12 protein-coding genes are annotated in these 12,035 nt (G+C 62.1%); 7 read left to right on the top strand and 5 right to left on the bottom strand.

Annotated features, from left to right (window positions below):
* Window positions 1-3: 3 nt before the first annotated feature.
* The 3 genes from queG (at window position 4) to xerD (ending at window position 2,758) form a co-directional block, all read left to right on the top strand.
* Window positions 4-1,245, top strand: coding sequence for a tRNA epoxyqueuosine(34) reductase QueG (queG, locus tag PQQ96_RS08455; RefSeq protein WP_408290746.1), 1,242 nt, complete (start codon window positions 4-6; stop codon window positions 1,243-1,245).
* Window positions 1,246-1,355: 110 nt separating this feature from the next.
* Complete coding sequence (locus tag PQQ96_RS08450; RefSeq protein ID WP_408290856.1) at window positions 1,356-1,826, top strand: methylated-DNA--[protein]-cysteine S-methyltransferase; 471 nt, start codon at window positions 1,356-1,358, stop codon at window positions 1,824-1,826.
* Complete coding sequence (xerD, locus tag PQQ96_RS08445; protein WP_408290744.1) at window positions 1,823-2,758, top strand: site-specific tyrosine recombinase XerD; 936 nt, start codon at window positions 1,823-1,825, stop codon at window positions 2,756-2,758. Before PQQ96_RS08450 ends, xerD begins: the two co-directional genes overlap by 4 nt.
* 147 nt (window positions 2,759-2,905) lie before the next feature.
* On the opposite strand, the gene PQQ96_RS08440 is transcribed toward xerD, so the two are convergent.
* On the bottom strand, window positions 2,906-4,468 hold the full coding sequence (locus PQQ96_RS08440) for a class I adenylate-forming enzyme family protein (RefSeq protein WP_408290743.1): 1,563 nt from the start codon (window positions 4,466-4,468) through the stop codon (window positions 2,906-2,908).
* A gap of 247 nt (window positions 4,469-4,715) precedes the next feature.
* Between PQQ96_RS08440 and ybaK the strand changes: the two genes are divergently transcribed.
* Window positions 4,716-5,207, top strand: a complete 492-nt coding sequence (gene ybaK, locus PQQ96_RS08435) for a Cys-tRNA(Pro) deacylase (protein ID WP_408290741.1) — start codon at window positions 4,716-4,718, stop codon at window positions 5,205-5,207.
* 113 nt (window positions 5,208-5,320) lie between these two features.
* Entirely contained in the window at window positions 5,321-5,965 is a 645-nt protein-coding gene (gene plsY, locus PQQ96_RS08430; RefSeq protein WP_121108577.1) for a glycerol-3-phosphate 1-O-acyltransferase PlsY, read from the top strand.
* 203 nt (window positions 5,966-6,168) lie between these two features.
* On the opposite strand, the gene PQQ96_RS08425 is transcribed toward plsY, so the two are convergent.
* On the bottom strand, window positions 6,169-6,654 hold the full coding sequence (locus tag PQQ96_RS08425; protein ID WP_028197943.1) for a YajQ family cyclic di-GMP-binding protein: 486 nt from the start codon (window positions 6,652-6,654) through the stop codon (window positions 6,169-6,171).
* Window positions 6,655-6,839: 185 nt separating this feature from the next.
* Between PQQ96_RS08425 and murB the strand changes: the two genes are divergently transcribed.
* On the top strand, window positions 6,840-7,880 hold the full coding sequence (gene murB / locus PQQ96_RS08420) for a UDP-N-acetylmuramate dehydrogenase (RefSeq protein ID WP_408290738.1): 1,041 nt from the start codon (window positions 6,840-6,842) through the stop codon (window positions 7,878-7,880).
* A 172-nt stretch (window positions 7,881-8,052) separates the two neighbouring features.
* Here murB and PQQ96_RS08415 read toward each other — a convergent pair whose 3' ends face one another.
* Both PQQ96_RS08415 and argF read right to left on the bottom strand, forming a co-directional pair.
* Window positions 8,053-9,279, bottom strand: a complete 1,227-nt coding sequence (locus tag PQQ96_RS08415) for an argininosuccinate synthase (RefSeq protein ID WP_408290737.1) — start codon at window positions 9,277-9,279, stop codon at window positions 8,053-8,055.
* A 260-nt stretch (window positions 9,280-9,539) separates the two neighbouring features.
* Complete coding sequence (argF, locus tag PQQ96_RS08410) at window positions 9,540-10,469, bottom strand: ornithine carbamoyltransferase (RefSeq protein WP_408290735.1); 930 nt, start codon at window positions 10,467-10,469, stop codon at window positions 9,540-9,542.
* Between the two features lie 436 nt (window positions 10,470-10,905).
* Between argF and PQQ96_RS08405 the strand changes: the two genes are divergently transcribed.
* Window positions 10,906-11,253, top strand: a complete 348-nt coding sequence (locus PQQ96_RS08405; RefSeq protein ID WP_408290734.1) for a DUF3579 domain-containing protein — start codon at window positions 10,906-10,908, stop codon at window positions 11,251-11,253.
* A gap of 233 nt (window positions 11,254-11,486) precedes the next feature.
* Here the strand turns inward: PQQ96_RS08405 and rpsT are convergent, their stop codons facing one another.
* Window positions 11,487-11,765 carry a 30S ribosomal protein S20 gene (gene rpsT, locus PQQ96_RS08400; RefSeq protein WP_074282377.1) on the bottom strand — a complete coding sequence of 93 codons (279 nt, stop codon included), beginning with the start codon at window positions 11,763-11,765 and terminating at the stop codon, window positions 11,487-11,489.
* Window positions 11,766-12,035 lie beyond the last annotated feature (270 nt).

The following is a 12,035-nucleotide window of genomic DNA, read 5'->3' as shown; positions in this document are numbered from 1 at the left end:
GTGATGAACCGAAGTCCGGAGTCCCCTGTTTCCTGCACGCCTGCGTCTAACGACGATGTGCGTGCCGAGCGTCATTTCGATGAAGCGGCGCTGAATGCGCTCGCGCTCAACATCAAAACGTGGGGCCGTGAACTGGGATTCGGGGCGATCGGTATCAGCGACACCGATCTCTCCGCTGCCGAAGCGCCGCTTGCAGCATGGCTGGACGCGGGTTGCCACGGCGAGATGGATTATATGGCGAAACACGGTATGAAACGCGCGCGCCCCGCCGAGCTTGTGGCCGGCACGCGACGTGTGATTACCGCGCGCATCGCCTATTTGCCAGCTCAGACATTGCGTGGAAAGGCGCACGAAAGCGCTTTGCAGGACACCCCGCTCGCCCCCCAAGACTGGCGCGCAGCCGAGCATGCGCGGCTCGCAGACCCGTCGGCGGCGGTGGTGTCGATCTATGCGCGGGGCCGCGATTATCACAAGGTGATGCGTAACCGTCTGCAACATCTGGCCGAGAAAATCGAGGCGGAGATCGGCGCGTTCGGCTACCGCGTTTTTACCGATTCGGCGCCGGTGCTCGAAGTAGAACTTGCCCAGAAGGCCGGCATCGGCTGGCGCGGCAAGCACACGTTGCTGCTGCAGCGCGACGCCGGATCGCTGTTCTTTCTCGGTGAAATCTATGTCGACGTGCCGTTGCCCACCGATGCCGAGACGTCGCCCGACGATGCGCCCGAAACGCCGGGCTCGCATTGCGGCAGTTGCACGCGCTGCATCGGCGCATGTCCGACGGGTGCGATCGTGGCGCCCTATAAGGTCGATGCACGCCTCTGTATTTCGTATCTGACGATCGAATTGAAGGGCAATATTCCCCTGGAAATGCGGCCGCTGATCGGTAATCGTGTGTATGGCTGCGACGATTGCCAGCTCGTCTGTCCGTGGAACAAGTTTGCGCAGGCTGCGCCGGTTGCCGATTTCGACGTGCGGCACGGACTCGATCGCGCGACGCTGGTCGAACTGTTCGCATGGAGCGCGGACGAGTTCGATACGCGCATGCAGGGCAGTGCGATTCGCCGCATTGGCTATGAGAGCTGGCTGCGCAATCTGGCGGTGGGGATGGGTAATGCGCTGCGGGCCTCTTCGGAAAGTTTGAGTGTGGATGCGCGCGAGGCGATTGTTCACGCGCTTAAATTGCGCGCCGAAGACCCCTCCGCCGTGGTGCGCGAGCATGTGGAGTGGGCGTTGGAAGCGGCGTAAAGTAGCGGCATTCCGGCGAGGCGGTTTTTCTGGGCGAAACGCCTGCACCCCATGCAGGTACGCTACCGTGACGTTTAAAAGGCGCCGGTCCAGTCATGAGGCAAGCAATCATGTTCAACGCAGTGATCGATGCACCGTTCGGCAAGGTCGGCATTCGCCTAGAAGGCGAGGCCGTGCGCGAGATCGTCTATCTGCCAGAGTCGATCCAGAGCGTCGCGCCGGACACACCGCTGGCCAAGCAGGCCGTCGAGCAGATCGAGCGTTATTTCGAGCGCGCGTCCGCGAAGTTCGAATTGCCGCTGGCAGCGGTCGGCACCACGTATCAACGACGTGTCTGGCAAGCGATCAGCGACATTCCGCCGGGCGTCGTATTGACCTATGGGCAACTGGCGAGGCAACTCGGCAGCGTCCCGCGCGCGGTCGGCCAGGCGTGCGGCTCCAACTACTTCCCGATCGTGATTCCGTGTCACCGGGTGGTCAGTTCGAGCGGCATCGGCGGATTCGCACATCACGCCGGCGATGGTTTCTTTCGCAACGTCAAGCGCTGGCTTCTGGCGCATGAAGGTATCCCGTACGCATGAGCGACACCGTGACTGAAGACGCGCCCATCGCGTCACCTTTGTTTGTGGCGAGTTCGGCCTCGATCGATGCGTTCTGCGACGCGTTGTGGCTCGAGCACGGCTTGTCGCGCAACACACTCGATGCGTACCGGCGCGATCTGCGGCTGTTCTGCGAATGGCTCGCGCAAACCCGCAACACGTCGCTCGACACCGCCAGCGAGGCCGATCTCAGCGCCTATAGCGCGGCGCGTCAGAAAGACAAATCCACCTCGGCGAACCGGCGGCTCTCGGTGTTTCGCCGCTACTACGGCTGGGCGGTGCGCGAGCATCGCACGCAGGTCGATCCGACGGTGCGCGTGCGTTCCGCGAAGCAACCGCCGCGTTTTCCGTCGACGCTCACCGAGGCGCAAGTCGAAGCGCTGCTCGGTGCGCCGGATATCGACACGCCCCTGGGCCTGCGCGATCGCACCATGCTGGAGTTGATGTACGCGAGCGGCTTGCGTGTCACCGAACTCGTCACGCTGAAGACGGTGGAAGTGGGTCTGAATGAAGGCGTAGTGCGCGTGATGGGCAAGGGCTCGAAAGAGCGCCTGATTCCGTTCGGGGAAGAGGCGCACGGCTGGATCGAACGTTATCTGCGCGAAGCGCGTCCGGCTTTGCTAGGGGCGCGGGCGACGGATGCGCTGTTTGTCACGAGCCGCGCGGAGGGCATGACCCGCCAGCAGTTCTGGAACATCATCAAGCGTCACGCGGCAGCGGCCGATGTGCGCGCGCCACTCTCGCCGCATACGCTGCGGCACGCGTTCGCCACGCACCTGCTGAACCATGGCGCCGATTTGCGCGTCGTGCAATTGCTGCTCGGTCATACGGATATCTCGACCACGCAAATCTATACGCACGTGGCGCGCGAACGGTTGAAGTCGCTGCATGCGCAGCATCATCCGCGGGGGTGAGGTGCGCCGGCAGCGGCATTGAGTCGTGATGCGGCTGCCGTTGCTGTGGCCCGTAGCGGCCAAGGTGGCGACCGTTACCAAGGCCACAAATCGTGTGACCGTAGTCGCTGTCGTCGCCATAGCCGCTACCGCCGCATGGCTGCTGCGTTACATGAACTCGCGCAACCGGTGCTTGAGAATCTTGCCCGTCGACGCGGCCGGCAGCGCGGCGAGTACCTTCACTTCGGCAGGCCGCTTGTAGGGCGCGAGACGCTCGCCACACCACGCGATCAGTTCAGCCGGCGACACCTTCGCACCCGCGATCAATTCGACGAACGCGACCACTTCCTCGTTACCCTCCACGGCGCGCCCGATCACCGCCGACTGTACCACCTGTGGATGCGCGTTCAACACATGCTCGACTTCCGCCGGATACACGTTGAAGCCCGAGCGAATGATCAACTCCTTGCTGCGCCCGACGATATGCAACGCACCGTCCGTGTCTCGCCGCGCGAGATCGCCGGTCTTGAGCCAGCCGTCTTCGGTGACAGTGGCGCGGGTCTGCTCCGGGCTGCGGTAGTAACCCAGCATCACGTTCGGGCCACGCACCCACAGTTCGCCGATTTCGCCCGGCGTGGCATCCACGCCGTCGAGTCCGACAAACCGCACGTCAACGCCGGGAATGACCTCGCCGACTGAGCAATCGCTGCGCGGCGCATCGAGCATGGTGTGGGAGACGGTCGGGCTGCTCTCGGTCATGCCGTAGCCGTTGTGCAGCGGAAGGCCGTAGACGCTTTCGACCTGTGCCTTCAACGCGGCGTCGAGCGGCGAGCCGCCCGAATAGGCAAAGCGCAGGTACGGCGCGGACCACGCGTGGCCGTGCGTCTGCAGATGTTCGAGCAGTTTCGCGTGCATGGCCGGCACGCCCTGGAAGATCGACACGCGCTCTTCGGCGAGCGCGCGACGCACCGCTTCTGGAGCGAACCGCGGCACGAGGCGCAAAGTGGCGCCGGCGTACAGGCTGCCGAGGCAAACCGAGGCAAAGCCGTACACGTGCGAGATCGGCAGCACGGCGTACACGACGTCTTCCGGACCGACTTTGCGCAAGCGGCTCGACACGGCCGCGATGAAGAGCAGATTGCGGTGCGACAGCATCACGCCTTTCGGCGCGCCTGTGGTTCCCGTGGTGTAGATCAGCGCGGCGCATTGGCGATGATTAGCGGCTTCGACCGGTTCGGCTTTTGCGGTGGTGTCGATCGTGTATGACCACGTACCGATATCCGGCGCGATAGCAGGCGCTGTGACAGCTTGGTGTCGCTGCGCATGCTGTTGGGCATCCGCGGAGCTTTCGACCGCGTACGCGACCACGCGAGGCTGCGCGTGCGCGCGAATCGCGTCGAGTTCGGCGGCGGACAGGCGTGCATTCGACACCAGCGCCCACGCGTCGAGCTTCGCGGTCGCGAACAGCAGCACGATCTGCACGATGCTGTTCTCGGCCACGATCATCACGCGATCGCCGCCGCGCACGCCCCATTCGCGCAGCAGCGCCGCGGCGGCATCGACGGCTTCCAGAAGTTGCGCATTGGTGAGGCGGCGCGCATCCTCGATCAAGGCGACGTGCTGCGGATCGCGCGCGGCCGCGAGCGCCGGGATTTCGGCAATACGCTCGGGTAGGCCGGCCAGCAGGGCGGGAATGTCGATCGTGGAACGGGTAGATGAATCGAGGCTCAACGCTGTCTCCTGTGTCGACCAGAGTTCGCGCTTTAGCGCGTTACTCTGGTCCCATGCGAGGCGGTCGACCAGAGTGGGTGCTTTAGGGTCTTACTCTGGTCCCCTGCAAGGTAATTGCAAAAACGATTCAGTGCCCGGCATGCTGTGCGCCGGAAGATTTGCGAACGATCGTGCCACAATGCCAGGACCCGCACAATTGGCCGTTCGGCAAATAGCCGTTGTGCAAAGTCGCCATTACAATGCGCCGATGAGCAAATCCAGACACGTCTCCGAAACGCCCGCGACGCAGTTGCTGCGCCGTCATGGCATCACTTTCGGCGAACATCCTTACGATTACGTCGAGCACGGCGGCACCGAGGAATCGGCGCGCCAGCTCGGCGTGGACGAACATCATGTCGTCAAGACGCTCGTGATGGAAGACGAACACGCCAAGCCCCTGATCGTGCTGATGCACGGCGACCGCACCGTCAGCACCAAGAATCTGGCGCGGCAGATCGGCGTGAAGCGGGTCGAGCCGTGCAAGCCGCAGGTGGCGAACCGGCATTCGGGCTATCTGATCGGCGGTACGTCGCCGTTCGGTACGAAGAAGCAGATGCCGGTGTTCGTCGAGTCGAGCATTCTCGAGATGGACGCGATCTGGCTGAACGGCGGGCGGCGCGGTTTTCTGGTCAGCATCGAGCCCAAGGTATTGACCGACTTGCTGGCGGCGAAGCCGGTTCAGTGCGCAAGCGTCGATTGACGTTTGCCTGAATGTTTTCCGGGCAGGTGGGTTCGGTAGAATGTGCGCCGCCTTGTTCCCTGTTGCGGTTGGGGTATCGAGTTTCAGACCGCCGATCCTTATAAGAGTCCCAGATGCAAAACCTGATCGTTGCTGTCGTTGCCTACCTGATCGGCTCGGTGTCGTTTGCCGTGATCGTGAGCGCCGCGATGGGGCTGGAGGACCCGCGCTCGTACGGTTCGGGCAACCCGGGTGCCACCAACGTGCTGCGCAGCGGCAGCAAGAAAGCCGCGATACTCACCCTGATCGGCGACGCCTTCAAGGGATGGCTGCCGGTGTGGTTCGTGGTGCACTTCGGCGCGCGATTCGGCCTTGACGATACGTCGGTTGCGATTGCGTCCGTGGCCGTGTTTCTCGGCCACCTGTATCCGATCTTTTTCCGCTTTCAGGGCGGCAAAGGGGTGGCAACCGCAGCGGGCGTGCTGATCGCGATCAACCCGATCCTCGGCATTGCCACCTTGCTGACGTGGCTGATCGTGGCGTTCTTTACGCGCTATTCGTCGCTGGCGGCATTGGCCGCGGCGGTGTTCGCCCCGATTTTCGATGGCTTTCTGTTCGGGCCGCACATCATCGCGCTGGCGATCGTGGTGATGAGTTCGCTGCTGGTCTGGCGCCACCGCGGCAACATTGCCAAGCTGATGCGCGGCCAGGAAAGCCGCATCGGCGACAAGAAGAAAACCGATGCAGCTGCCGGCGCGGCGGGCGGTAACGAACCTTGAGCGCGGACGGGGTGCCGACCGGGTGTTGGCCGGCGTACCCTGGTTCGCTCACGGAGTGCGCACTGAAGGCGTACTGCCTGTGCGCGGGTCGTTCGATACGCGTCGGGTGCTGCGCCTCACGCTGCCAGGCGCTTCGTGGCGAGCCTTAACGCAGCGCATTGCCGAGCGTTCAACACGCGCCCGGTACTGAGCCTGATGCGCGTTCAGTCGCGGAAGTTGTTGAAGTCGAGCGGGGTATCGGTCACGTCCTTGCGCAGCATTGCGATCACGCTTTGCAGATCGTCGCGCTTGCCGCCGGTGATACGCACCGCGTCGCCCTGAATGCTTGCCTGGACCTTGATCTTGCTGTCCTTCACGAGGCGCACGATTTTCTTCGACAGATCGCCGGACACGCCTTTCTTGATCTTGATGACCTGCTTGACCTTGTCGCCGCCGATCTTCTCGATCTTGCCGTAGTCGAGAAAGCGCACGTCTACGTTGCGCTTGGCCATTTTCGACAGCAGGACGTCTTTGACCTGGCCGAGCTTGAAGTCGTCGTCGGCGTAGGCGGTGATTTCGCTTTCCTTGTGCTCGACGCGCGCGTCCGACCCTTTGAAGTCGAAGCGGGTTGAAATTTCCTTGTTGGACTGCTCGATCGCGTTCTTGACTTCGATCATGTCTGCTTCGCAGACGACGTCAAACGATGGCATTGTTTTCTCCCAATAGTGCTGCGGTGCGTGGCGCGGCCGGTCGGCTGCTCACGGGGCACTCGCTATAATCACGAACCGGACGTCATTTTACCGACGCCACTCCCTTTTGCCTAAGGCTGCCGCGCATTGTCGCGGAGCCGGGGGCCAGATGCCGATTCGTTCGTCGTTCCATTCTTCTCATTCTGATGTCCCAACCCAACTCTGCCACGTTCATTGCCGGCTATCCGCTCAAGGCACATAACACCTTTGGTTTCGATGTTCGCGCGCAGTTGGCGTGCCGGATCGAGCGCGAAGCGCAGCTGATGGCTGCCGTGCGCGATCCGCGTGCCGTCGGCTTGCCGCGACTGGTGCTGGGCGGTGGCAGCAATGTTGTGCTGACGGGCGACTTCGCCGGACTGGTGCTGCTCGTGGCGCTGCAAGGCCGCCGCATCGTGCGCGAGGACGATGACGCATGGTACGTCGAGGCGGCAGCCGGCGAGCCGTGGCATGACTTTGTCGCCTGGACTTTGTCGCAAGGGCTGCCTGGGCTGGAGAACCTCGCACTGATTCCGGGCACGGTGGGTGCGGCGCCGATTCAGAACATCGGCGCGTATGGGCTGGAGATGTGTGAGCGGTTTGCGTGGCTGCGGGCCGTCGAGCTGGAAACGGGCGCCGTGGTTGAGCTCGATGCCGGCGCTTGCCGATTCGGCTACCGCGACAGTTTCTTCAAGCGGGAAGGGCGTGACCGTTTTGTGATTACGTCGGTTACTTTCCGTTTGCCGAAGGCTTGGCAGCCGCGGGCGGGGTATGCGGATCTGGCGCGAGAGTTGGCTGCGAATGGACACGCCGATACGCCGCCGAGCGCGCAGGCGATTTTCGACGCGGTGGTCGCGGTGCGGCGGGCCAAACTGCCTGATCCGCTTCAGCTGGGTAACGCGGGGAGTTTCTTCAAGAATCCGGTTGTGGAGGCGATACAGTTCGACGCGCTGAAGGTTAAGGAGCCCGAGGTTGTGTCTTACCTTCAACCGGATGGCCGGGTGAAGCTTGCGGCGGGCTGGTTGATCGACCGATGTGGCTGGAAAGGCCGTGCGATGGGCGCCGCGGCCGTGCATGAACGGCAGGCGCTGGTGCTGGTGAATCGCGGCGGAGCAAGCGGCGCGGAGGTGTTGGCGCTGGCGAAGGCGGTTCAGCGGGATGTGCTGGCGCGGTTTGGGGTGGAGTTGGAGGCTGAGCCGGTTTGTTTGTGACCGCGTAAGTGGCTTGCAACAATGAAAAAAGGCGCCGCGAGTTTCCTCCCGGCGCCTTTTTCGCATCTGCGCTTCAGTTTCAGCCGCGCTGGCTTGGCATTTTGGCTCCGGCCGCGCCTTGCGGCGCTTAACTTGGCTTGCGCGAAGTGAGCCTTCACCGAAACGCGCGTCCTCAGCTACGCTGACGACGCGCGTTTTCAGCAATCCGCATGCGCAGTGCGTTCAGCTTGATGAACCCGCCAGCGTCGGCCTGGTTGTATGCACCGCCGTCGTCGTCGAACGTGGCGATGGTCTTGTCGAACAGCGTTTCCTTCGAATCGCGCGCGACAACCGAGACGCTGCCCTTGTACAGCTTCACGCGCACCCAGCCGTTGACCTTCTCTTGCGTGTGGTCGATCAGCACCTGGATTGCGCGTCGCTCCGGGCTCCACCAGTAGCCGTTGTAAATCAGCGCGGCGTAGCGGGCCATCAGGTCGTCTTTCAGGTGGGCCACTTCGCGGTCGAGCGTAATCGACTCGATGCCACGGTGCGCCTTCAGCATGATCGTGCCGCCCGGCGTTTCATAGCAGCCGCGCGACTTCATGCCGACGTAACGGTTTTCAACCAGATCCAGACGGCCGATACCGTGCTTGCCGCCCAAACCATTCAGTTCAGCCAGCATTTCCGCTGCCGACAGACGCTTGCCGTTGATCGCGACCGGGTCGCCGTGTTCGTATTCGATGTCGAGGTACTCAGCCTGGTCGGGCGCCTGTTCCGGCGACACCGTCCAACGCCACATATCGGCTTCGGCTTCAGCCTTCGGGTCTTCCAGGTGACGGCCTTCGAACGAGATGTGCAGCAGGTTCGCGTCCATCGAATACGGCGCGCCACCTTGCTTGTGCTTCATTTCGATCGGAATGCCGGCCTTTTCGGCGTACGCGAGCAGCTTTTCGCGCGACAGCAGATCCCATTCGCGCCACGGTGCGATCACCTTGATGCCCGGTTCCAGCGCGTAGTAACCGAGTTCGAAGCGAACCTGGTCGTTGCCCTTGCCGGTTGCGCCGTGCGAGACCGCTTGCGCGCCGGTTGCGCGGGCGATTTCGATCTGACGCTTGGCGATCAGCGGACGCGCGATCGACGTACCCAGCAGGTACTCGCCTTCATAGATCGTGTTGGCGCGGAACATCGGGAACACGTAGTCGCGCACGAACTCTTCGCGCAGGTCTTCGATGAAGATGTTGTCCTGCTTGATGCCAAGTTGCAGGGCTTTCTTGCGCGCCGGTTCCAGCTCTTCGCCCTGGCCGATGTCGGCCGTAAACGTGACGACTTCGGCGTCGTAGTTGTCCTGCAACCACTTCAGGATGACGGAGGTGTCGAGGCCGCCCGAATAGGCGAGCACGACTTTCTTGATATCGCTCATGGTGAACTCGTAGCTGGAGAAAGCTGGAAAACAAGGCGCACCGGCGGTTCCGGAGCGCGGAAAACCACTATTTTGACACTAAACCGCCGCTTGCCCGCGTTTTTGGGACAGTGCGGTGGGTGAGCCGGGTCCGCTTGCAACCGTGAACAACCGGTGGACGCCGGCTCGATGCGTGGCGCTAACGTGGTTGCCTTGCCTCGTATTCAAGGCCCCGTCGCGCTTCACGCAGGTGCTGCTTAAGGTGCTGAACAGCGGCTCGCTCAGTGATTGAGCTTGCCGAGCAGCAGATATTCCATCAACGCCTTTTGCACGTGCAGACGATTTTCCGCTTCGTCCCACACGACGCTTTGCGGGCCGTCGATCACTTCCGCGCTGACTTCCTCGCCACGGTGGGCGGGCAGGCAGTGCATGAACAGGGCATCAGGATTGGCGCAGGCCATCATGTCAGCGTCCACGCACCAGTCTGCAAAGGCTTTCTTGCGTGCTTCGTTTTCGGCTTCGAAGCCCATGCTGGTCCACACGTCTGTGGTAACCAGATCGGCGCCCGCGCAGGCTTCGTTCGGATCGTCGAATTCCTGATAGAACGGTGCGCTTTCCGCCGCGACCATGGCGGGGTCGAGCTTGTAGCCTGGCGGCGTGGACAGGCGCAGCTTGAAGCCGAGAATCTGGGCGGCTTCGATCCACGTGTACAGCATGTTGTTCGCGTCACCCACCCACGCGACCGTCTTGTCGCGAATCGGACCGCGATGCTCGAAGTACGTGAAGATGTCCGCCAGCACCTGGCATGGATGATATTCGTTCGTCAGCCCGTTGATCACCGGCACGCGCGAATTCTCGGCGAAGCGCTGAAGAATGTCCTGGCCGAACGTGCGGATCATGATGATGTCGACCATGCGCGAGATCACTTGCGCTGCGTCTTCGATCGGTTCGCCGCGGCCGAGCTGCGTGTCGCGCGTGCTCATGAAGACGGCGTGGCCGCCCAGCTGGAAGATGCCGGCTTCGAACGACAGGCGCGTGCGTGTCGAGTTTTTCTCGAAGATCATCGCCAGCGTGCGGTCGTGCAGCGGGTGGTAGGTCTCGTAGTTCTTGAATTTGCGTTTCAGAATGCGCGCGCGTTCCAGCACGTACTCGTAGTCTTCCAGCGAGAAATCCTTGAACTGCAGGTAGTGGCGAATTTTCTTGGCGGTCATGAAACAAATACGGCGGTCTCACCCGGCAGGATTGCCGGACGGCGCCGCCGTCGTTTGTGGTAACTCGATGCAGCATAAAGGATTTTGTCCGGTTTGACGAGTCGGCCAAAAGGCTGGGTAAGTTGCCTGAAAGCCTTTCGCAACGCTCGAACGAGGCTTGTGTGCGCTGCGGAAAAAGGCCCGCTGCGCTATAATCTACCGGTTATCCCTAAGCCCAGCAGGCCGGTATTGAGCTTGCGGGACACGGCTCGCGCGCTCCGGAAAGTTTCCTCGCGGTGCGCCGTCATGATGAGCGCCGAGGCGGCTTGTCCGGCCGTTCGCGGTTTCTGGCGGCGCAGTTCGCCATTCAGGCGTGGTCGACGTGTTCAGGCATCCAAAGCCGCATTGCAGGCGGCTTTGCCGTCATCCCGCTGGGCAGTCACACAGGTATTCCTACATGGCCGAAGCAGCTCCAACCGAATATTTCATTCAGGGCATCACGTCGACCGGGAAAAAATTTCGGCCGAGCGACTGGTCGGAGCGGCTTGCGGGCGTGATGTCATGTTTCGGTCCCAGAGCGGGCGGCAGGGGACCGAACGCTTATCTGCAGTACTCGTTGTACGTCCGGCCCACTCTGATCGGCGACCTCAAATGCGTGATTCTCGATTCGCGCTTGCGCGACATCGAGCCGATGGCCTTCGATTTCGTCATGAACTTCGCGAAAGACAATGACCTCCTTGTGACCGAGGCGTGCGAGTTGGAGCTCGAGCACGCAACGCCGCAAGAAAAAAAGCACGTGCTGTAGCGCAAGCCAGCCAGATCGGCAAAAGTAAAAAAACCCGCAAGCAGCGGGTTTTTTTATGGCTGAGATCGAGGCCTCATTGGGCAGTTCGTCAATGACGAGCGCGAACGAGCGAGACGCGACACGTCGCGCGGAATAGCGCGGATCTGTCAGTTCCAAGCAAAAAAGCCCGCCGAGGCGAGCTTTTCCGTTGCAGCGGAAACAGGAGGTAGCCCACCGAAGCGGGCTGACCGAATTTACTGCGCTGCGGGCGCTTGCAGACCCTTGAGGGCTGCAGCGAGACGGCTCTTGTTGCGAGCTGCCTTGTTCTTGTGAACGATTTTCTTGTCGGCGATGATGTCGATGGTCTTCGACGATGCCTGGAAGATCTCGACGGCCTTAGCCTTGTCGCCGGCTTCGATTGCCTTGCGGACAGCCTTGATAGCCGTGCGGAACTTCGAGCGCAGTGCCGAGTTGTGCGAGTTAGCCTTGGCGGCCTGGCGGGCGCGCTTGCGTGCTTGTGCGGTGTTAGCCATGACGGTTCCTTATCCTGTTCCTGTTTCCAGTACCTGACCTTCAAGTGGTAGGTGCTGCTTTTAGATCGAACTCTTGGAAGCGATTGCCCAAGAGCGCAAAAAGTGTCGAAGTGAGTCGAAAAAATCGATCGGCCCACGCGAAGGCGGGCCCGTGTTCCGGTGTTTTTCGAGGCTGGCTGGCGCGCCAATACGGCTTGCGTGCCGCTTGAGCGATGCTCGCGACCGGCTTGCGCCCGCTTACTGCGGCGTGCCCGAATCTCATCCGGAAGT

It is taken from the genome of Paraburkholderia sediminicola, assembly GCF_046027825.1.
Taxonomy (GTDB): domain Bacteria; phylum Pseudomonadota; class Gammaproteobacteria; order Burkholderiales; family Burkholderiaceae; genus Paraburkholderia; species Paraburkholderia sediminicola_D.
This window is presented reverse-complemented; position numbering and strand designations above follow the sequence as displayed.